Origin of the sequence: Neiella holothuriorum, from assembly GCF_019457915.1 — a bacterium.
GTDB lineage: Bacteria > Pseudomonadota > Gammaproteobacteria > Enterobacterales > Neiellaceae > Neiella > Neiella holothuriorum.
The window spans coordinates 74,033-95,879 of sequence record NZ_JAHZSS010000014.1 but is presented as its reverse complement, the minus strand read 5'-3'; the positions used below and the strand labels follow the sequence as shown (position 1 = coordinate 95,879).

Genomic DNA, 21,847 nt, shown 5'->3' with positions numbered 1-21,847 from the left:
AATCCGTAAAAATTGCATAGCTTTTCATCAGCTTGAATTAAATTGGTGCAAGTGTGCGCTTGTCATGCCGTCTTGGTGCTTGCAAATTGCGGGTAAACCAAACAAGCTTGCAAACATCCTATGAGAATGACACAACCAACCTTTTATGGCCTCAAACCGGATTGCCAGTTTACGTAACAACAAAGTGCTGAGTGCGTTACTCAACCGCCGCACAATTATTTGCCTGTTTACCGGCTTTGCCTCTGGTTTACCTTTATTCATATTGGTGAATCTGGTGCCTGCTTGGCTTCGGGATTTGCACGTCAGTTTGGAAGAAATTGGTTTACTGTCATTGGTAATGATGCCATTTGCCTGGAAGTTTTTATGGGCGCCACTTGTCGACCGATTTGAGCTGCCATTTCTAGGCCTGCGCCGCGGCTGGATGTTGGTGACCCAAATTCTGTTATTGATTGGCGTTGCTTGTTTGCCGGTGTTCGATGTCCATCAACAGATTTGGGGGGTTGCTGCTCTGGCAACTGCGGTGGCCCTGTTCAGTGCCACTCAAGATATTGTACTGGATGCTTATCGCCGCGAAATTTTGCCAGATGAAGAGCTAGGCTGGGGTAACTCTGTGCACGTCAATGCCTATCGAATAGCTGCATTGGTGCCCGGTTCGTTGGCATTGATACTGGCCGATCACATGGATTGGCAACAGGTGTTTGTCATCACAGCAGCATTTATGGCGGTGGGTATTGTGCTGACGCTATCGGTAAAGGAGCCACAAAAAAGTTATCACCCGCATAGTTTTGCTGCCGCCGTTACCGAGCCGTTTCAGGAATTCATTCAACGCAAAGGCGTAAAACAAGCACTGGCAGTGCTTGCGTTTATTTTTCTCTACAAGCTCGGAGATAACCTTGCGACCGCTCTTTCTACACCGTTTTACCTCGACATGGGATTTAGCAAAACCGAGATTGGTTTGATTTCAAAGTCGGCAGCAATTCCAGCCATGATTGTGGGCAGCCTACTTGGTGGTATCTTCATGATTCGCTTAGGGATAAATCGCTCATTATGGGTTTTTGGTGTGGTGCAAATGGTGTCGATTTTAGGGTTTGCTTGGCTGGCCCAAGCGGGTAACGATCCAACTATTTTGGCTGCAGTGATTGCGTTTGAGTATTTTGGCGTTGGCTTAGGGACTGCCGCGCTGGTGGCCTATATGGCCAAGTTGACCGATATTCGTTATACCGCCACTCAGCTCGCCTTGTTTACCGCGATTGCTGCGTTGCCAAGAAGTGCTGCCAATGCGTCCACCGGCTTTATTGTTGAAGCCATTGGCTGGGAATACTTCTTCTACGTATGTACCTTGTGTGCGATACCGGGAATGCTGATGCTGATTTGGGCCGCGCCTTGGCGCGATGATGATGTCGTGAAGGCTGAGTCGGAAGGTTAAGGGCGAACACCCAAGCATTGGCTCAGCATTGGTCCTTCTTGTTTGAGAAAGCTGCAGCCGTCTTGCAGCTGTTTGCGCAAAAACACGTTGCCTCGCAACGCGCTTTCGGGCCAGCGCTCCAGAAGATGAAACAAATGCCACATCACCTTCTCACGCTCGCACACATAGTGGCTATCAATATGTAACTGATGCCACTCTTCGAGCGTATCCCAGATAAAGATCTGCAATTCGTCAAAGGGTAAATGACCAGCCAGCATGCCTTCAATATAGAAGCTAGTTGCGGCGGCTTTGTCGGTCACGAACTGGCGTACGCGACTGTTACTGGCTGATGATTTTGTTTGCATAGTGTCGAGTATAGATGACTTCCCGGTTTATGCTTCCGGCAATAAGGTGGCTTTTTCTAATATGACGGGTTTAACCGGCACGTCAGCGAAGCCTAAGTCTGAGTTAAATTCCGTTGGCACTTCTGACATTTTTTCAACGATATCGTCGCCTTCGATAATTCGACCAAACACAGCATAACCCCAGCTACGTGGGCCTGGATCGAGGCTTTTGTTGTCTTTCACATTGAAGTAAAACTGACGATCAGCGCTGTGTGGGTGGCTCTGACGCGCCATTGCGATGGTGTATTCTTCGTTTTCTAAGCCATTGCCAGCTTCATTATTGATCGTGCCATAGAGCCCATCGAGCGAGTTATATTTCTCGTCCATGCCACCGCCCTGAACCACGAATTGCTTAATAATACGATGAAAAGCGGTGTTGTCATAAGCACCGGTAACTACATATTTCAGGAAGTTCTCGACCGTATCAGGTGCTTTAGGGCGATCCAACTCGACCAAAATGGTGCCCATGTTGGTTTCCAGTTTAACGACCGGAAATATATTGTCCGGCTGCAATAACTTAGGATCAACGTCTTCTTGATTAGCTTGAGTGAAGCCGCTTAGCATCAACAGGCTGCTGGCGATTACGATTTTTATTAATTTGGTCATGCTGCTATACACGTTTTTCAGACTCCAGAATTACGAATTTGGCATTGGATGCAACGCGATTCACGCTACCAAAAATACGCTTCAATTTAATGTGGTAACCCAAATGGCGATTGCCAACTATGCGTAATTTACCGCCTGACCGCAATGCTTTGAAAGCCTGAGTAAACATCTGCCAAGCGATTTCATCGGTGATAGCCTGCTGTTGATGAAACGGTGGGTTACAGATCACATAATCTAAGCTGTTATCGGCAAAACCTGTCAGGCTGTGTTGACACAAAAAAGTAAAGTCGATGTCACTATCAACGAAGTTTTCTGCCGCATTTAGTTTTGCTGATGCAATGGCCATGTGAGACTCATCCACCAAAATATAGCCATGCTGAGGCTGCTGTTTGGCCATGGCTAACGCCAAAATGCCGTTGCCACAACCTAGGTCGGCAATTCTGCTTGACGATTCAGGCTCGGGTAAATGTTGCAGCATAAATTGGGCGCCGATATCGAGGCTTGCTCGAGAAAACACATTGGCGTGATTGGTCAGCGTTAGTTGGTGGTTGGCAACATCCCACGCTGTAGGCGTGGGCTCAGCAATTGTTTGCTCAGCAACTTGGGCATGCATAATGCGCGCTTTGCGCTTTGCTAATTCAGGAACTACATTGCCAAACGTTTGTTTGAGTAGTTTCACTGCTTTGGCTGGCAAGTCTTTGAGACGAGCACCAATGGTGACGGGGGTGCCAACCGGCAGCCGGCTTACTCGAGCTAACTGATGCTTAAGCAATGTCAGACTTTTGGGCACCTTGATGATCACGTGCTCTGGTGAGTCCGTCCAAGGCTGCAGGCAATCGCATTGTTGTACTCGGTCAGCATCAAGCTCGTTATGGGATAGGTTATTGATAAGCGCTTGCTGCGCTAAAAACGAATCCGACACATGACAAATGGTGGCCTGACTATGCTGGACAAAGAAGCAGCTCAGTGCGCCAAAGCTATCGTTTAGTAGCCATAAGTTTTGCCAAGTCTGCGGGTTACGATGCCACCATTCCATCAGCAACTCGTCAGCCGCATCAAATGGCAATAAGGTTTCTCGTTTATCAAGGGGGAAGCGAGCAAGTTCTATGGTTGGAGTTGCGAGATTTAAAGGGCTGTACATCGGTACGACAATCACAATTTGAATTGGCCTCTATTCTAGGATGGCCAGTCCTTTTCGCAAGGCAGATCAGCGGTTTTCTTGAAAAGCTTGTTGATGAGGTAGCAGTACCCGCACAACTAAGCCGCCGTGGGGGTGATTATTGAGTGCTATTTCCCCGCCGTGGCCATGGACAATATTCCGCACAATGGCCAATCCTAGGCCGCTACCGCCTTCGCGGTTTTTTGAATTATCTAATCGCACATAAGGCTCAAACACTCGCTCACGATCGAGGGTCGGTACGCCGGGCCCTTGATCATGGAAGTAGAGATACAAGTTATCTTGGCGCTCTCTGACGATGACATGTACGCGCTCGCCGTAGTTGATGGCGTTATCAATGAGGTTGGTTAGGACTCGTTTTAACGCGAGCGGTTTGCCAATAAACGGCTGCTGAGCATGGCCTGAAATTCGCACTCGCCAGCTGTCACTCGCTAGATCTAATTTGATGGTCGCCAGCAGTTGGTCAATATCGACCGGTTCTGGGTTTTCATGAATATCACTGTCTTTAACCGACTGCAGAGCCCCTTTGACCATGAGATCCAACTCATCGAGATTGGCGATAAACCGTTCTCGGTGCTCATCGTCCTCGAGCAATTCTGCCCGCAGGCGCATTCGCGTAATGGGCGTTTTTAAATCGTGGGAAATAGCGGAGAACAGTGCTTCACGATCTTTAATAAATCGCTGCAAGCGATCTTGCATGGCATTGAATGCGCGCGCCGCCATGGTGACCTCTGAGCTACCAGACTCGGCAATGGGTGGGCTATCAATATCACGACCGAGTAAATCGGCAGCTTGCGCCAATTGCCGTAGGGGGCGGATTAAACGGCGCGTGGTGATAATCACGATAACGGCCAGAATCAACGTTGATATGGCCATGAACCCCCATTGGGGCAGGGCAAAGCTTAACGGCTCAAGCAAGGTGTAGGGTTCGGGCATTAATGTTGCGAGCAGTAGCCATTGCTCATCGGGCATTGGGACTTGCACGGTCACGATAGGAGCGCTTTCACTCGGGACAAGTAAACTTCGTTTGGCCCATTCAAATGCTCGTTGAGATAGATGTAAATTGTTATCTGGATGGCGCAGGGGCTGATTGCTGTGAATGTTTATCTGGGCTGGCCGCCCTGGGTGGTCGGCGTCGGCAAAGTGTGCCGTTAATACTTGTGCCACGATTGTTCGCTGAGGTGTTTGCTCGGCGTCGGGTAAGTCATGATGTTGCGGGCTCAACATCACGAAAAAGCGGCTATTGCCGGTGTGGGTTAGCGCTTGAATGACATCCTCACGCGCGGGCGCTTGCATGTTGGCAAAGTTATTAATGGTATGGGCTATTTGTTCGGCCATCCATTGACTAGCGGCTTTTAGCCCTTCATTTTCTTGCCGCTGCTGTTGTGCATGCCACAACACACTGAGTAGTAATTGGGATGCCAAAACAGCCATTAAAACAAGTAGCAAAACCCTGCTAGGTAGGGTTTTAGGCGTCCAGCGAACCAGCCATTTATTCATGGCTGAAATGAACTTCACTGGTAAGCACATACCCTTGGCCACGCACCGTTTTGATTAACTTGGGGTGTTTGCCATTGTCTTGTAGGCGTTGGCGTAGGCGGCTGACTTGTACGTCAATGCTCCGATCCAGCGGGGATGCTTCGCGGCCGCGAATGGCATCGGAAATAGCATCGCGATCAAGCACCTGATTAACGTTATCTAGCAGCAATTTAAGCAGGCTGTAGTCAGCACCTGATAATTCTAGGGTGCCGTGCTTTGGGTGTTCAACAACGCGCGTTAATGTATCGAAACGCCAGTCCGAAAATTCGATAAAACGGTTGCTCTTGTTATCGGACAAGCTGCGTTGCGTTCGCCGCAATAGCGCTTTGATTCGGGCCTGTAACTGACGAGGATTAAACGGCTTGGCAATGTAGTCATCGGCTCCAATTTCTAAGCCGATGACCTGATCCATATCATCGGCGCTGGCGGTTAGCATGATTACCGGTACATCGGAGCGCTGCCGCAACTTCTGGCATAAGGTGAAGCCATCGTCACCCGGCAAGTTGATATCAAGAATGATTAAATCAATGATGTCCTGCTCGAATAATTTGAACATGGCAACGCCATCTTCCGCACCACTGATTTGATAGCCGGCGCGACACAGCAAGGTCGACAGTAAATCGCGAATTTCAGCATCGTCGTCAACCACTAAAATGTGGCCTTTGTTGGGCTCAGTCACTAGGGTTAGTCCATTACCAAGGTTTATTCGTAAACAGGGCTTATGTTACCTCAATCAAAACAGCCACTAGTAGTGAATTGGTCAAGGTGGGGTTAACTTCACAGGGTTAAGCCATTATTCTGGCGTGTGACGGGCATATCGAACTGATGACAATGGCAGATTTAACAATAGGTTGGCAGGCTATTGAGGATGCTCAACTCGGCTGGTGGCCTAACTTTTTACCGGTGCATCAAGCCGATCGCTTGATGGCTGATATTCAAAAGACCGTGGCATTGCAATCGGGCCAAGTTAAGGTTTTTGGCAAACACCATACGATCCCTCGGCTACAAGCTTGGTTTGGGCCTTATGCTTATCGATACAGTGGCGAAACACTCCCGCCCAACCCGATACCGGACTTGCTGCTGCCCATCATGCACCAATGCCAAGTGCTTAGCGGCAGCCAATTTAATTCGGTTTTGCTGAATTACTACCGCGATGGACGCGATCACATGGGCTGGCATAGTGATAATGAACCCGAACTGGGAGAACAGCCCATCATCGCCTCTGTATCTTTGGGGGCTGAGCGCGACTTTGATTTACGCCACCGCGCCACCAATCAACGTTTACGTGTACCGCTGACGCATGGCAGTTTGTTGGTGATGGCCGGAGATTGCCAGCACAAATGGCAACACGCATTGCCAAAACGGTTGCGTGAGCGTCAACCAAGACTTAATCTCACGTTTCGTTTTGTTACCAGTCATTAGAGTTGTCTATGTCGATGCAAGAGCGAATTATCGCGGCCTTACACCAGCATTTCTCGCCAGAACACTTAGATGTGTTCAATGAAAGTCACCAGCATAATGTGCCGGTGAATAGCGAAACCCACTTTAAAGTCGTGGTGGTTTCTGAAGGGTTTGGTGGTCAACGATTATTGCAACGTCATCGAGCCATCAATACGTTGCTCGCTAGCGAGTTTGAGGCTGGTCTTCATGCACTTGCAATGCACACCTACACACCGGAGGAGTGGCAGCGTAAACAGCAAGCACCGCTTAGCCCCAAGTGTATGGGGGGCAGTAAAAGCGACTGAACTGTGACGGCGGTTCTGGCAGAACGGCCATTTCTATCTATCTTTTTACAAGGTTAGGAATTTTATTGTGAATCTTTATGGCCTTGTTCAAAGAACCCGCTCCCGAGGCAGCAAAATCTAAGCTGCCTCCTTGGAAAATCGCCATCATTGATGACGATCCTGCAGTCCATGATGTCACCAAGCTGGCATTAAGAAATTTCGAATTCGAAGACCGTTCCCTGGATTTCCTGTCTGCCTTTTCCGGTGAAGAAGGTATGGATTTGATGTCCAACACCGACGATATTGCGTTGGCGTTTGTTGATGTCGTAATGGAAACCGATGACGCCGGACTGAAGCTCATTGAACACATCCGGCAGCAACACAAAAATAATACCACTCGCATCGTGCTGCGCACGGGCCAACCCGGACAAGCACCAGAAGAAGAAGTCATTCGTAGTTACGACATTAACGATTACAAAGCCAAGACCGAGCTTTCCGCCGGCAAATTGAAGTCTTGCGTTTACACCGCTATTCGCTCTTACCGTGATATTCGTACCATTGAGTTGAGTAAACGCGGAATGGAAGGAGTTATCCAATCATCCTCGTCAGTGCTAAAAAGCCAGACCTTAGTCAATTTTGGCACCGCCGTTTTAAAGCAAACCCTAACGCTGCTTAATTTAGATCACTCCATTTTGTACTTCACCAGCCAGCATACCGATCTATATGGCGACTCGAACATGACCGTGCTGGCCGCTAGTGGCGACCTAATTGAACTGACGCAACCGGGCAAGAACGCCAAGCTACCAGCAAAAATTGAAGCCCAAATTGCTCAGGTTTTAACGAGCAAAACACACTATCAATCAGATGATGTGTTCATCGGGTATTACCCGTCGGGTAAAGATTCCTGCAACGTGCTGTATGTGAAACTCACTAACGCGCTGACCGATTTACAAAAGAACGTGTTGGAAATGTTTGCTTCAAATGTCGCGCTGGTGTTTGAAAATCTGACTCAGAAGGAAGACATTCAACAGACTCAGAAAGAGCTGATCATGGTGTTAAGTGATGCCATTGAATTACGCAGCAAAGAAACCGGAGGCCACGTGCGACGAGTGGCGTTAATGACCGAGTTTCTTGCTAAAAAATTAGCCTTGAGTGACGAATTTATCGATACCGTTCGCTTTGCCTCTGCGCTTCATGATGTTGGAAAAATATCCATTCCTGAACATATTCTGCATAAACCCGGCAAGCTCGATGCTGAGGAATGGCAGATCATGAAAACCCATGCTCAAAAAGGTCACGACTTGCTGGCCAACTCAAATCGAATTATTGCCAAGATGGGCGCGGTGATCGCTAAAACTCACCACGAATGTTGGGACGGTAGCGGCTATCCAAATGGACTTGCTGGCGAAGAAATCCCCATTGAGGGACGCCTGATGGCAGTGGCTGATGTGATCGATGCATTAATGTCGCGGCGCAGTTATAAGCCCCCGTGGAGCATTGACGATGTAAAACAATACATTGCGGAAAAGTCGGGAACTCAGTTTGATCCTCAGTTGGTGTCACTGGCGTTGAAGCATTTCGACCGATTTGTAGATATTCGTGACCAAATACCGGATGACGACGAATGAGAGACGAACTGGAAACCATTTTGCTGCAGGTGAGTAAGAGTCCTGATATCGATGAAGGAAGTCTTGATAATGCCTCTCGATTGATTGTCGATTCGGTGTGTGAAGGTTTGCAAATCACCCGTGCAGGGATCTGGCTGCTACAGGACGAATCTGCGCATATTAGCTGCGCATTGTTGATAGACAAGGGCAACAACCTCGATCATGAAAGTCTCAAATTAAGCCGAGTTGATTTTCCTGAGTACTTTGCCGCTCTCGATACCGAGCGCAGCATTGCCGCACATGATGCTAAAACAGATCCCGCCACTTTTGAGTTTGCCGATGTATACCTAGGGCCATTAGGAATTAGCTCCATGCTCGATGTTCCGATTCGTCATCGCGGCCGGATGATTGGCATTATCTGTTGTGAACATCAAGGCGAACAACGAACATGGCAGCCCGATGAGCTGGTGTTTGCCTCGTCACTGGCTGACTTATATGGCCGGGCGGTGAGTGCTAAAGAGCGCGCGGATTATCAGCAACTGCTGCTTGATGCCAATCAGAATCTTGAACAAAAAGTAAAAGAACGCACTCACGAGTTGCAAAGTACGTTAGAAACATTGCGCGGTGCGCAAGACAAATTAGTCGAAGCCGAGAAAATGGCCGCGTTGGGTAATTTGGTTGCCGGCGTAGCGCATGAAGTGAATACCCCCTTGGGAATTGCGTTGACCTCAGTGAGCCATTGTTGGGAAGAATTACTCATTATTAAAAAGGCATACGATCAACAAGAACTGACAGAGCAAGCCCTCATTGATTTTTTAAGCGTGTCGAAAGACGGCTTACGGATGGCAGAAGACAACTTGGTAAGAGCTGCGCAATTAATCCAAGACTTTAAGCGGACGGCGGCAGATCAAACCTCCAATGAACGAGAAGAAATTGATTTGGGCTCATATGTTGGCCAGGTCATCAACCCATTGAAGCCAATGCTGCGGAAGCAGCAAATCCATTTAGATGTCGAATTACCGATAGGCACGATCATTGAAACCTATCCTGGCATTATTGCGCAGCTGGTCACTAACCTTATCTCCAATGTGCAACGTCACGCCTTTCCAAAAACATACACCACTGCGCGTAATGAGCTTGTTGTTAGTTGTGGTCAGCACGAGCAGGAGTGTTTTGTTGCGGTGGCCGACAATGGCATTGGCATTGCGCCCGATTTGCATAAAAAGGTATTTGAACCTTTTTATACCACTGCCCGAGATGCAGGAGGCACCGGCCTTGGTTTGCCGATTTTCTACAATTTGGTGACCCAAAAACTGCAAGGGCGCATTGAACTCTCTTCCGAACCTGATCATGGCACGACATTCACGATTTGGTTTCCTGCTCAGAACTAATGCACGGCTTGCGAGCGGAAATGAATACATATTTGGTTGTCGTCAGTACGGTTATTGAATCTGTTCGACGAAGTCGCCGCCGTCCGTCAATGAGTTGCTAAGGCTTAATGACGCGTTGGGCTGATCCTACCTTTGAATGATTATGCAGATTTCGTAATGATTTACGGTATGATTGCGAATCATTAACAAGTTGTTAACCTGAGTTCAACTTCCTAAATGGCCGGAATTAAATGACCACTGTCATGGTTTTGCAGTCTCTTATTTGCCGCTGGATTGAACGCATTGCGATTGCAATTGCTTGGGCGAGCGTTGCGCTCATGCTCGTTACTGTGCTGATCGTGGTGTTGCGATATGGCTTTAATATCGGCTCTATTGCGCTGCAAGACAGTAGTTTGTTTTTACACGGTTTAGTGTTCATGGCCGGTGCCGCTTATACCTTGCAAAAAGACAAGCATGTTCGGGTTGATGTGTTTTATCGCCGTTGGTCGGCAAAAACACAAGCTTGGGTCAATCTCCTCGGTGGCGTATTTTTGCTGTTTCCGGTGTTAATTTTTATTTCGTTAAGCAGTAGCTCGTTTGTCGCCAACTCATGGCGAATGCTGGAAACCTCCCCAGAAGCAGGTGGCTTGCCTGGCTTCTTTATTCTCAAAACTTACCTTTGGCTGCTGTGTAGTTTGTTGTTACTGCAAGGTATCGCCGAATTGCTGAAATGCATTGCTGTTATTGCTGGCAAGGAAAGCGCTCATGGCTGATTGGTGGCCAATTGCTTTATTTGTTTGTGTCATCGTAGTCCTGATGAGTGGCTACCCTGTGGCGTTTGTGCTCGCGGGGACTGCATTGATTTTTGCCGGGTTGGGGCTGTTATTTGGAGTAATGGACAGCAGCTTCATTATGCTGTTACCAAACCGCCTCTACGGCATTATGATCAACCCAACACTGATGGCGGTTCCGCTATTTGTGCTCATGGGGATCTTGCTTGAAAAGTCGAAATTGGCGGAATCCTTATTAACAGCACTAGCGACTGTTTTTGGCAGATTCCGCGGCGGCATGGCGATTGCGGTTGTAATGGTGGGCATGTTGCTGGCGGCAAGTACCGGTATTGTTGGCGCTACTGTGGTCACTCTCGGAGTCTTGGCTTTGCCGAGCATGCGCAAGCAAGCGTATGACATGAAACTGGCCACCGGCTGCATTGCGGCCACCGGTACTTTAGGGCAAATCATTCCGCCATCGATTGCCTTGGTGTTACTTGGCGACATCTTGTCGTCAACCTACCAACAAGTGCAACTCGAACTGGGCAACTTTTCCCCAAAAACTGTATCGGTTGGCGACTTATTTGCTGGCGCCATTATTCCTGGCTTGTTACTAGTGGCCGCTTACGTAGTTTACATACTGGTGCGTGGGCGCGGTCATCAAAACGTTGAGGCGCCCAGCCGAGATCAAACTCAACCAGCCATTTCGACTCGCGAGATTGTCTTGGCTTTGCTGCCCCCGCTAGCGTTAATGATGTTGGTGTTGGGATCTATTTTATCTGGTTTGGCAACGCCAACCGAAGCGGCGGCGGTTGGCGCTTTTGGCGCGGCCTTGCTTGCACTGTGGCGCGGCAATATGAGTTGGTATAGCTGGCGCGCTTGTGCGGTTGAAACGCTTCATATTACCAGCATGGTGTTTTTGATCTTATTCGGCGCATCCTTATTTTCGGCGGTGTTTTACGGCCTCGGTGGCGAAGATGTGGTGAAGCAATCGCTGACACAATTGCCTGGCGGTCTGATGGGCGCCACCTTGTTTGTTATGTTGCTGATTTTTTTACTGGGTTTCATCCTCGATTTTATTGAGATTACCTTTGTGGTGGTGCCGATTGTTGCACCGGTGCTGTTTTTTATGGGGTTAGATCCGGTGTGGCTTGGCATTATGATTGCGGTCAATTTGCAAACATCGTTTCTCACGCCACCATTTGGTTTTGCCTTGTTCTATTTACGCGGGGTCGTCCCCTCCGACGTTGCAACAACTGACATATACTGGGGTGTTGTCCCTTTCATTTGTATCCAATTATTGATTCTGGTCGCACTTGCCGTGTGGCCACAATTGGCAACGTGGTTGCCGTCACAACTCTATGGTTAAGGAACACTGATGAAGACTTGCCTGCTTGCTCTCATGCTGTCAATGCTGGTTGTTGCCTGTGGTAACGATAATGCCGCGCAGCAAGCAACGAATGCACACAATCAACAAACCTATAAATGGAAGCTAGTGACATCCTGGCCAAAGAACTTCCCGGGACTTGGCACTGCGCCGGAACGATTTGCCGAGCAGGTCAATGTCATGAGTGGCGGCCGTTTGCAGATAAAAGTGTATGGCGCCAATCAACTGGTGCCGGCGATGCAAGTGTTTGACTCGGTGTCTGCTGGCACGGTCGAAATGGGCCACAGTGGCTCTTATTATTGGAAAGGGAAGGTGCCTGCGGCGCAGTTTTTCTGTGCCGTACCCTTTGGTATGACGGCTCAAGAAATGAGTAGCTGGCTGCATTACGGTGGCGGCATGGCATTATGGCAGGAGCTTTACGCGCCGTTTAATTTAGTGCCGTTAGCTGGCGGCAGCGCCGGTGTCCAAATGGGGGGTTGGTTTAATAAAGAAATCAATTCTGTGGACGATCTCAATGGGTTGAAAATGCGCTTGCCGGGTCTTGGTGGCGAAGTGTTGAGCCGATTGGGCGGGGTGCCCGTGTCATTGCCCGGCGGCGAAATCTTTACCTCGCTGCAAACTGGCGCCATTGACGCGACCGAATGGGTGGGCCCCTACAATGATCTGGCCTTTGGCTTACATGAAGCGGCCAAATATTATTACTACCCAGGCTGGCATGAACCAGGCTCGACAATGGAGTTTATTGTTAATCAAGAGGCCCTAAGTGCATTGCCTGATGATTTGCAAGCTATCGTTCGTAATGCAGCTCGTGCTGCCAGCCAAGACATGATTGACGAATATACCTTCCGAAATATTGCGGCGTTGGAGAAAATTCAGGCGCTCGAGGGAGTCACCATTAAGCGGTTCCCTGATTCTGTGCTGGCTGCGTTACAGCAAACCAGCGAAGCATTACTGGCGGAGCAAGCTGCTGCCGATCCGGAAATGGATAAGGTGTACCAATCATTTTTGCAATTTAGAGCCGGCGTTACCCGTTATCACAATTTGACTGAACGAGCTTATCTAAATTTAAGAGCTGATTAATAATAAAATTGGACGGTTTTTAAGCAAAAAAGGCGCATTATGCGCCTTTTTTGGTAGCTAGCCCTCAAAAATAAGAGTTGCTGAGCATTCACGAGTATTTGCCATTACTATTGAAAAAGCTTGCTGGCGAGGCGTCGTCGTTGGCACAGGGCATAACTCAGTGCTCAATATTCCTTCACGTTACTTCCTGTTTTATAGTTTGTAATCATGGTAACGCTAGCGATAATAATGCTAGAATGCCGCGCCGGAAAATGCGCGGCTGAAATAGAGATAAGTTACTATTTGAAAGATAGATTCTTACTGAATGCTAGGCACAGCGTTGGTTTAAGCTAAGCTTTTAGCATTCAGATCGCGTTCAATGAGTCAGATGAACGAATTCGGTTTAAAACAAATTTATAACTAACCAAGTACTTACGATTATGATCACAATTAAAAAAGGACTGGATATCCCTCTGTCGGGGGCGCCCGCTCAGGCGATCCAAGATGGTCCAGCGATCACACGAGTAGCGATACTCGGCGAAGAGTACCATGGTATGCGTCCAACCATGCGCGTGCGCGTGGGGGACCGTGTCAAGAAAGCTCAAGTCCTGTTCGAGGACAAAAAATCGCCAGGTATTGTTTATACTGCGCCCGCCGCCGGGACCGTGGTAGCAATCAATCGTGGAGCCAAACGTGTACTGCAATCTGTTGTTATCGAAATTGATGGCACTGATGCTGAAACCTTCACTGCACATGATGCAGCTTCTCTCGAGCAGCTACCGTCCGAACAAGTTCGTGAGCAGTTGATTGCCAGCGGATTATGGACAGCGTTTAGAACGCGACCATTTAGCCGTGTGCCTGCTGTCGATGCGATTGCATCTGGTATTTTCGTGAATGCAATGGATACCAACCCGTTAGCGGTTGATCCGGCCATTGTTATTAGTGAGCGTGCTGACGATTTTAAAAATGGTCTAAAAGTATTGACCGCACTGGCTCAAGGCCCTGTGTATGTCTGTAAAGCTGCCGGTGCGGATATTCCCGTTGCTGGCGCTGCTGAAGCACACGAATTTGCTGGCCCGCACCCCTCGGGCTTAACGGGCACTCATATTCACCACTTGCGTCCTGCCAGTGCCAATATCCAAGTGTGGTCACTGAATTACCAAGACGTCATCGCGTTTGGTAGCAGCTTTACCAGTGGCGAACTTGATGTTTCGCGCGTTATTTCTGTGGCTGGCCCTGAAGTCAAAGAGCCTAAAATTGTTCGTACTCAAGTTGGTGCGTCAACCGAAGAATTGATTGCCGGCAACATTCACGACAAAGACATCCGAGTTATTTCGGGATCTGTGTTGGCTGGTACTAAAGCCTCTGGCGGCCATGCTTATCTGGGCCGTTATCATCTTCAGGTTTCAGTACTGCTCGAAGGTACAGAGAAAGAATTTATGGGCTGGGTTGCTCCTGGCGCAGATAAATTCTCGGTGACTCGAAGTTTCTTATCTCACATCTTGCCCGCTAAGTTGTTTGATCTCACCACCAGCACTGGCGGTAGTGATCGAGCCATGGTGCCAATTGGCAATTATGAGCGAGTGATGCCGTTGGATATCTTACCAACGTTGCTGTTGCGCGATTTGATTGCTGGTGACTTAGATAGTGCTCAGCAATTAGGGTGCTTGGAGTTAGATGAAGAGGATTTGGCGTTGTGTTCGTTCGTTTGCCCCGGCAAATATGAGTACGGCACTATTTTACGCGAATGCCTCACCACCATCGAGAGGGAAGGCTAATGAGTCTGAAGAGTTTATTTGAAAATTCAGAACACCTTTTCGAAAAAGGTGGTAAGTATGAAAAGTGGTATGCCTTATATGAAGCGGCTTACACCTTATTTTATACCCCAGGGCTGGTAACCAAGAAAAATACTCATGTACGAGACAACATCGATTTAAAACGTATCATGATCTTGGTTTGGCTTGGCGTGTTTCCCGCAATGTTCTTCGGCATGTTTAATGTCGGTGATCAAGCTGCGACGGCATTAGCTGCAGGTTACGCCCTTCCCGACACTTGGCAGGTTGGTTTATTCCAATTGTTTGGTGCTGAACTAGGCGCTGATGCAGGTGTGATCACCAAAATGTGGTACGGCGCCTGCTTCTTCTTGCCAATCTACGCCACTGTCTTTGCGGTGGGCGGTTTTTGGGAAGTGTTGTTCGCCATGGTCCGTGGCCATGAGGTGAATGAAGGCTTCTTTGTAACCTCCATCCTCTTTGCCTTGATTGTGCCAGCAAGCTTACCTTTATGGCAGGCGGCATTGGGCATTACCTTTGGTGTTGTGGTAGCGAAAGAATTTTTCGGTGGTACAGGCCGTAACTTCTTAAACCCCGCGCTGGCTGGACGAGCATTTTTGTTCTTTGCTTACCCTGCTCAAATCTCTGGTGATTCCGTTTGGACTGCTGTTGATGGTTTTTCTGGCGCCACGGCATTGAGCCAGTGGGCGGCAGGTGGCGCTGAGCAGGTGGCCGCATCAGGTTTGACCTGGACTCATGCGTTTTTGGGTCACATGCAAGGCTCTATTGGTGAAGTATCAACCTTAGCTATTTTGCTCGGCGGCTTACTCATCATGTACACCGGCGTTGCCTCATGGCGCATTGTTGCGGGTGTGATGGTCGGTATGGTGGCCACTGCGCTGTTGTTTAACGGCATCAGCAGTGACACCAACCCAATGTTCAGCATGCCTTGGCACTGGCATTTGGTTTTGGGTGGCTTTGCGTTTGGTATGATTTTCATGGCGACCGATCCGGTATCGGCTTCCTTTACCCACTCGGGACGCTGGGCTTACGGCATCTTGATTGGCGTGATGGTGGTATTGATTCGAGTGGTCAACCCAGCCTTCCCAGAAGGCATGATGTTAGCCATCCTATTCGCTAACCTGTTTGCACCATTGTTCGACCACTTTGTGGTTCAGTCCAACATCAAGCGGAGGCTGGCGCGCAATGTCTAGTAATAACGATTCCATTTCAAAAACACTGACCGTTGTTATTGGCCTGTGTTTAGTGTGTTCGCTGATTGTGTCTGTCGCTGCCGTTGGTTTAAAGCCAACGCAGCAATATAACAAGGCATTGGACAAGCAGCGCAATATCCTTGAAGCAGCGGGCTTGCTTGATCAAGCGGGCGGCGACATCGCGGGTACCTTTGAAAAGTACATTGAAGCGAAAGTGGTCGACTTGGCAACGGGTACTTACGTTGACATCAGCTCGAAAGAAGCTGCCGTTTATGATCAACGTAAAGCATCTAAAACCCCAGGCAAAAATATTGTACTGACGTCGGATCAAGACGTTGCCAGTATTAAGCGAATTGCTCAGCAAGCCAATGTCTTCCTCGCGAAAAACGATGCTGGCGAAGTTACCAGCATTATCTTGCCGGTTCACGGCTATGGTTTGTGGTCAACCATGTACGCTTTTTTAGCGGTTAAGCCAGACGCCAATACGGTTCAGGCATTGGTTTATTACGACCAACTGGAAACGCCAGGCTTGGGTGGTGAAATTGAGAACCCAGCTTGGAAGAGCCTATGGGTTGACAAAAAACTGTTTGATGACGAATGGGAACTGGCGATTAAAGTCGTTAAAGGCGGCGCAACGCCCGGTGATATTCACGGCGTTGACGGTTTGGCTGGTGCAACATTGACAGCCAATGGTGTTCAGAACACATTCGACTTCTGGCTCAGCGATAATGCGTTTGGACCTTACTTGGCGAAGGTTCGCAGCGAGGGCGTAAACAATGGCTAATGCAAAAGAAATGAAGCAAGTCCTGTTCAGCCCTGTGCTGGACAACAACCCGATTGCATTGCAGATGTTGGGTATTTGTTCGGCGTTGGCGGTGACTTCTAAAATGGAAACCGCGTTTGTGATGTCGCTGGCATTAACTGCCGTATGTGCTTTCTCAAACCTGTTTGTGTCTCTGATTCGTAATCACATTCCCAACAGTGTGCGAATTATTGTTCAAATGGCGATTATCGCATCCTTGGTAATCGTGGTTGATCAAATATTAAAAGCTTACGCGTATGACATTGCCAAGCAGCTTTCGGTGTTCGTGGGGCTAATTATTACTAACTGTATTGTAATGGGCCGTGCTGAAGCTTATGCGATGAAGTCGCCTCCAATGATGAGCTTCTTAGATGGTTTGGGCAATGGCCTTGGCTATTCTGCGTTGCTGCTAACGGTTGGTTTCTTCCGAGAGTTGCTGGGTTCAGGCTCGTTGTTCGGTATTGAAATTTTACCGCTGATCAACAATGGCGGTTGGTATCAGGCCAACGGTTTATTACTGCTGCCGCCAAGCGCATTCTTCATTATCGGTGGCATCATCTGGGCCATTCGCGTGTACAAGCCTGAGCAAGTGGAGGCTAAAGACTAATGGAACATTACATTAGCTTATTCGTTCGCTCTATTTTCGTAGAAAATATGGCGTTGGCGTTCTTCCTCGGAATGTGTACGTTCCTCGCTGTGTCTAAAAAGGTAAAAACATCCTTTGGACTCGGTGTGGCCGTTATTGTCGTACTGACCATTTCGGTGCCGGTCAATAACCTGATTTACAACAATGTACTTAAAGAAGGTGCGTTGGTGTGGTTGGGTCTGCCAGATACTGTAGATTTAAGCTTTTTGGGCTTTATTACCTACATTGGTGTGATTGCCGCGTTGGTACAAATTCTTGAAATGACTTTAGATAAGTACTTTCCGCCGCTGTACAACGCACTTGGTATTTTCCTACCGCTGATTACCGTGAACTGTGCCATCTTTGGTGGCGTAAGCTTTATGGTAGAGCGTGACTACAACTTCACTGAAAGTGTGGTTTACGGTTTTGGTAGCGGTGTTGGCTGGATGCTCGCAATTGTAGCGCTAGCTGGAATTCGTGAAAAGATGAAGTACGCCGATGTACCTGATGGCCTGCGTGGCTTAGGTATTACCTTCATTACGGTGGGCCTGATGGCCTTGGGCTTCATGTCGTTCTCCGGCGTTCAGCTGTAGGGTAGGGTGAAATTATGCAATTAGAAGTTATTGCGCTAGGTGTTACGTTCTTCACCTTGATTGTACTTGCGCTGGTGCTGATCATCCTGTTTGCGAAGTCCAAACTCGTAAGCAGTGGTGAAATCACCATTGATATTAATGACGACCCAGAAAAAGCGATTCACACTCAAGCTGGCGATAAGCTGCTTGGAGCGCTAGCAGGATCTGGTATCTTCGTTTCGTCAGCTTGTGGTGGCGGTGGCTCATGTGGTCAGTGTCGCGTTCATATCAAAGAAGGTGGCGGAGATATTCTGCCAACTGAACTTGACCACATTACCAAGCGTGAAGCGCGCGAAGGTTGCCGTTTAGCGTGTCAGGTTGCTGTTAAAAGCGACATGAAGATTGAACTCGAAGAAGACATCTTTGGCGTTAAACAGTGGGAATGTGAAGTTATTTCCAACGATAACAAGGCAACCTTCATCAAAGAGCTGAAGCTTAAAATTCCGGATGGCGAATCCGTTCCATTCCGTGCTGGTGGTTACATTCAAATTGAAGCACCAGAGCATCACGTGAAGTACTCGGACTACGACATTGAAGAGCAGTATCGCGGTGACTGGGAACACTTTGGGTTCTTTAAACTTGAATCAAAAGTGAATGAGCCAATCATCCGAGCTTATTCGATGGCCAACTACCCAGAAGAAGAAGGCATTATCATGTTGAACGTGCGGATCGCTACGCCGCCGCCAAGTGACATGAGTTTGCCGCCAGGACAAATGTCGTCTTACATCTTCAGCCTCAAAGCGGGTGATAAAGTCACAATCTCCGGTCCATTTGGTGAGTTTTTTGCGAAAGAAACTGACAATGAAATGGTATTCATCGGTGGTGGTGCTGGCATGGCGCCAATGCGCTCGCATATCTTCGATCAGCTGCGTCGTCTGAACTCTAAACGTAAGATGAGTTTCTGGTACGGTGCCCGTTCTGAGCGTGAAATGTTCTATGTTGAAGATTTCGATATGCTGCAAGACGAAAACGACAATTTCAAATGGCATGTGGCACTGTCTGATCCACAGCCAGAAGATAACTGGGAAGGTTACACCGGCTTTATTCACAACGTACTTTATGAAAACTACTTGAAAGATCATGAAGCTCCAGAAGATTGTGAATACTACATGTGTGGTCCACCGGTGATGAATGCCGCGGTTATCAATATGCTCAAGGAATTGGGTGTAGAAGATGAAAATATCTTGTTGGATGACTTTGGCGGATAAAAGTGGCGGATAAATAATCCCTATGACCAAACCACAAAAACTACTATGGCTGGCCCTTGTCGGGCTGGCCATTTTTCTTTTCTGGTGGCAGCTACCACCGAAACTTGAACAGATCGAGATTCAAGGCAGCACCATGGGCACCTATTATGTGGTGAAACTGGTGGTTCCTGATGCCGATGCGGTTGATGGCGAAGCCATTAAGCAACAAATTGATGCTCGCTTAATCGACTTGAATCGAAGCATGTCCACCTATGATCCTGAATCTGAGCTATCGGCATTTAATCAAAGCGATAGTACTGAAGCTGTTGTTGTGTCGAATCAACTCGGCTTTGTGTTAGATGAAGCGATTCGTCTCGGTGAGCTGTCCAAAGGCGCACTGGATGTCACTGTTGGTCCCTTGGTCAACTTATGGGGTTTTGGCCCTGAAGGTCGACCTGAGAAGGTTCCTACCGATGAAGACATCAAACAGGCGCGAGTTCGTGTCGGTTTAGAAAAAATTGAGTTGTCCGGCACTGGTCTGCGCAAGTTTAATGATGGTGTTTATGTTGATTTGTCGGCGATCGCCAAAGGTTATGGTGTCGATGAAGTCGCCGATCTGGTGTTGCACTTAGGTTTTGCCAACGCCATGATTGATATTGGCGGTGAGCTTCGTGTTGCTGGTTACAATCAACAGTGTCAGCCTTGGCGAGTCGCCATTGAAAAGCCGGTAAGCACCGAACGTGCGGTACAGCAAGTTGTCGACGTGTCGGATATTGGCATGGCTACTTCAGGTGATTATCGCAATTATTTCGAGCAGGATGGCCAACGTTTTTCGCACACCATCGATCCTGCTACAGCGAAGCCTATTTCTCATAAATTGGTGTCTGTCACTGTGCTTCATCCATCGAGTATGACGGCTGATGGCTTAGCCACTGCGCTGATGGTCATGGGTGACGAAAAAGGCTTGGCGTGGGCTGAAGCCATTGAGTTGCCGGTCTATATGATTGTTAAGACAGCAACAGGTTTTGAGGCTAAATATAGTGCCGCTATGGCAGCCTATTTAGTCGACTAAACTTTCCAAATACGGCGAGCACGGCACAAGAACGCGTGTCTTGCCGTTTATTCAGTTTAAGCGGTTAAATCTTAGGAGTAACTATGCTGACTTTTATGATTGCGTTCGTAATCTTGTTGTTGATTGTCGCTGCTATGTCGGTTGGTTATTGGGTTCAGCGTAAAACAATTAGCGGCAGTTGTGGCGGCATTGCATCGCTCGGTATTGATAAGGTCTGCGACTGTCCTGAACCATGCGAAAAACGCAAAGCGCGAGAAGAAAAAGCGGCCCAACGTCAAAAAATCATCGAAGAAAACCGAATCATTTAATCTAAGGGGGACGTGGTTAATGACGCCCCTGATAGACTAGCCTCCATTCCTTGCCATGACGTAAATTGGCCCGCCGACAGTTTCAAGGATCCAACGTGTTTCTCCATTCATTCAATTATTTCCGCGGTATTGCCATTATTTTTGTGGTGTTAGCACACAGTTATATTCCCGCTGGGTGGCAAGCTGGAGAATCACTGGTCGATCGTTTTCAATTCAGCCTGATGATGAATGGCACTGTGTTTTTCGTGTTTATCTCCGGCTTCTTGTTTCATCACGTGTTTGTACCGCGTTATGAGTTTCGCAAGTTCATGGTCAAAAAAGCCAAGTTTGTGCTACTGCCATACCTGTGCCTATCTGTACTTCCTATCTTATTTTGGTTGTTCTGGGCGCCGATGCCGGCACCACATGAAACGCTCTACGCAGACCAACCAGATTGGCAAACCGCTATTTGGTATGTGCTAACAGGGCGCCAGCTCACCGCATATTGGTACATTCCAATGGTGATGGTGCTATTTGTCATTTCGCCGTTGGTGGTATGGCTTGCACGTCGGAATTTATTGATGTGGTTCGGCCTTCCATTGTTGGTGCTGGCAAGCTTTATTCATCGCCCTGTTAGTAATCTAGATGCAATTCAGTCTCTGATTTATTTCTTTCCGGTGTTTCTCATCGGCGGTTGGGCATCGGCACACAAAGAGCTGCTCTATCAAAAACTGGCCAACAAGGAAATTTGGTTGTTACTCGCAGCGTTAGGACTTGCTCTGGCGCAAACCTTATTGACCGATCAGGTGGGTAACTCGCATAAGGCAATGTTTACATGGGGTGGCATTGACTACAGCTTGTATCAAAAACTATTGCTTTGTGTGGCTCTCATGGTGTTTTTACATCGGTTTGAAGACAAAGAGTGGCATTGGCTGAATACATTGGCCAATGTTAGTTTTGCTATTTACTTTATTCATCCATGGTTCACTACTTGGTGGCGTTTATATCATCCAACGCCTGATACGTGGCCAACGGGCGGCAACTTGCTTTATACCCTTGGCGTGTGCGCCTTGTTAATTGTTCTCAGCTTGGCGGTGGCTAAACTGATCAAGGCCGTGCTTAAAACTAAAAGTCGTTATGTCATTGGCTGGTAGTTACTGAACCATCGTTCAAAGTTTGTCGTACCTCCTTAAACAACAGGAGGACGA

Annotated in this window: 22 protein-coding genes; 17 read left to right on the top strand and 5 right to left on the bottom strand. The window is 48.2% G+C overall.

Annotation, left to right across the window (positions count from 1 at the left end):
• The first annotated feature begins 145 nt into the window (after positions 1–145).
• Positions 146–1,426, top strand: coding sequence for an AmpG family muropeptide MFS transporter (locus K0504_RS12185; RefSeq protein ID WP_220104471.1), 1,281 nt, complete (start codon positions 146–148; stop codon positions 1,424–1,426).
• On the opposite strand, the gene K0504_RS12180 is transcribed toward K0504_RS12185, so the two are convergent.
• The 5 genes from K0504_RS12180 to K0504_RS12160 form a co-directional block, all read right to left on the bottom strand.
• Positions 1,423–1,770 carry a hypothetical protein gene (locus tag K0504_RS12180; RefSeq protein ID WP_220104470.1) on the bottom strand — a complete coding sequence of 116 codons (348 nt, stop codon included), beginning with the start codon at positions 1,768–1,770 and terminating at the stop codon, positions 1,423–1,425. The genes K0504_RS12185 and K0504_RS12180 overlap by 4 nt on opposite strands.
• 27 nt (positions 1,771–1,797) lie before the next feature.
• A complete protein-coding gene (locus K0504_RS12175) occupies positions 1,798–2,415 on the bottom strand; it encodes a peptidylprolyl isomerase (protein WP_220104469.1) in 618 nt (205 codons plus the stop codon).
• A gap of 4 nt (positions 2,416–2,419) precedes the next feature.
• Entirely contained in the window at positions 2,420–3,556 is a 1,137-nt protein-coding gene (locus K0504_RS12170) for a methyltransferase (protein WP_220104468.1), read from the bottom strand.
• Positions 3,557–3,622: 66 nt separating this feature from the next.
• Complete coding sequence (locus K0504_RS18585) at positions 3,623–5,110, bottom strand: ATP-binding protein (protein WP_220104467.1); 1,488 nt, start codon at positions 5,108–5,110, stop codon at positions 3,623–3,625.
• Complete coding sequence (locus K0504_RS12160) at positions 5,085–5,810, bottom strand: response regulator (RefSeq protein WP_220104466.1); 726 nt, start codon at positions 5,808–5,810, stop codon at positions 5,085–5,087. The genes K0504_RS18585 and K0504_RS12160 overlap by 26 nt, the downstream gene beginning before the upstream one ends.
• Positions 5,811–5,962: 152 nt before the next feature.
• Here K0504_RS12160 and K0504_RS12155 point away from each other — a divergent pair, with 152 nt between their 5' ends.
• From K0504_RS12155 to K0504_RS12080, 16 genes are all read left to right on the top strand, one after another.
• Complete coding sequence (locus tag K0504_RS12155) at positions 5,963–6,553, top strand: alpha-ketoglutarate-dependent dioxygenase AlkB family protein (RefSeq protein ID WP_220104465.1); 591 nt, start codon at positions 5,963–5,965, stop codon at positions 6,551–6,553.
• Positions 6,554–6,561: 8 nt separating this feature from the next.
• Positions 6,562–6,876, top strand: coding sequence for a BolA family protein (locus K0504_RS12150; protein WP_220104464.1), 315 nt, complete (start codon positions 6,562–6,564; stop codon positions 6,874–6,876).
• Between the two features lie 77 nt (positions 6,877–6,953).
• Entirely contained in the window at positions 6,954–8,483 is a 1,530-nt protein-coding gene (locus K0504_RS12145) for a DUF3369 domain-containing protein (RefSeq protein WP_220104463.1), read from the top strand.
• Positions 8,480–9,853 carry a sensor histidine kinase gene (locus K0504_RS12140; RefSeq protein WP_220104462.1) on the top strand — a complete coding sequence of 458 codons (1,374 nt, stop codon included), beginning with the start codon at positions 8,480–8,482 and terminating at the stop codon, positions 9,851–9,853. The genes K0504_RS12145 and K0504_RS12140 overlap by 4 nt, the downstream gene beginning before the upstream one ends.
• 230 nt (positions 9,854–10,083) lie before the next feature.
• Positions 10,084–10,605, top strand: coding sequence for a TRAP transporter small permease subunit (locus K0504_RS12135; protein ID WP_220104461.1), 522 nt, complete (start codon positions 10,084–10,086; stop codon positions 10,603–10,605).
• On the top strand, positions 10,598–11,971 hold the full coding sequence (locus K0504_RS12130) for a TRAP transporter large permease (protein ID WP_220104460.1): 1,374 nt from the start codon (positions 10,598–10,600) through the stop codon (positions 11,969–11,971). The genes K0504_RS12135 and K0504_RS12130 overlap by 8 nt, the downstream gene beginning before the upstream one ends.
• Positions 11,972–11,980: 9 nt before the next feature.
• Positions 11,981–13,069: a TRAP transporter substrate-binding protein gene (locus K0504_RS12125; protein WP_220104459.1), complete on the top strand. Its 1,089-nt coding sequence runs from the start codon at positions 11,981–11,983 to the stop codon at positions 13,067–13,069.
• A gap of 419 nt (positions 13,070–13,488) precedes the next feature.
• Positions 13,489–14,826: a Na(+)-translocating NADH-quinone reductase subunit A gene (locus K0504_RS12120; protein WP_220104458.1), complete on the top strand. Its 1,338-nt coding sequence runs from the start codon at positions 13,489–13,491 to the stop codon at positions 14,824–14,826.
• Positions 14,826–16,034, top strand: a complete 1,209-nt coding sequence (locus tag K0504_RS12115) for an NADH:ubiquinone reductase (Na(+)-transporting) subunit B (protein ID WP_220104457.1) — start codon at positions 14,826–14,828, stop codon at positions 16,032–16,034. The genes K0504_RS12120 and K0504_RS12115 overlap by 1 nt, the downstream gene beginning before the upstream one ends.
• The gene (locus K0504_RS12110) at positions 16,027–16,818 is read left to right on the top strand and encodes a Na(+)-translocating NADH-quinone reductase subunit C (protein ID WP_220104456.1); all 792 of its coding nucleotides are present in this window, start codon (positions 16,027–16,029) and stop codon (positions 16,816–16,818) included. The genes K0504_RS12115 and K0504_RS12110 overlap by 8 nt, the downstream gene beginning before the upstream one ends.
• The gene (locus K0504_RS12105) at positions 16,811–17,443 is read left to right on the top strand and encodes an NADH:ubiquinone reductase (Na(+)-transporting) subunit D (RefSeq protein ID WP_220104455.1); all 633 of its coding nucleotides are present in this window, start codon (positions 16,811–16,813) and stop codon (positions 17,441–17,443) included. Before K0504_RS12110 ends, K0504_RS12105 begins: the two co-directional genes overlap by 8 nt.
• Positions 17,443–18,054, top strand: a complete 612-nt coding sequence (nqrE, locus tag K0504_RS12100; RefSeq protein WP_220104454.1) for an NADH:ubiquinone reductase (Na(+)-transporting) subunit E — start codon at positions 17,443–17,445, stop codon at positions 18,052–18,054. Before K0504_RS12105 ends, nqrE begins: the two co-directional genes overlap by 1 nt.
• A 14-nt stretch (positions 18,055–18,068) precedes the next feature.
• A complete protein-coding gene (nqrF, locus tag K0504_RS12095) occupies positions 18,069–19,301 on the top strand; it encodes an NADH:ubiquinone reductase (Na(+)-transporting) subunit F (RefSeq protein WP_220104453.1) in 1,233 nt (410 codons plus the stop codon).
• Between the two features lie 22 nt (positions 19,302–19,323).
• Positions 19,324–20,352, top strand: a complete 1,029-nt coding sequence (locus K0504_RS12090; protein ID WP_220104452.1) for an FAD:protein FMN transferase — start codon at positions 19,324–19,326, stop codon at positions 20,350–20,352.
• 83 nt (positions 20,353–20,435) lie between these two features.
• Positions 20,436–20,660, top strand: coding sequence for a (Na+)-NQR maturation NqrM (gene nqrM, locus K0504_RS12085; RefSeq protein WP_220104451.1), 225 nt, complete (start codon positions 20,436–20,438; stop codon positions 20,658–20,660).
• 95 nt (positions 20,661–20,755) lie between these two features.
• The gene (locus K0504_RS12080) at positions 20,756–21,793 is read left to right on the top strand and encodes an acyltransferase family protein (protein WP_220104450.1); all 1,038 of its coding nucleotides are present in this window, start codon (positions 20,756–20,758) and stop codon (positions 21,791–21,793) included.
• Positions 21,794–21,847: the final 54 nt, after the last annotated feature.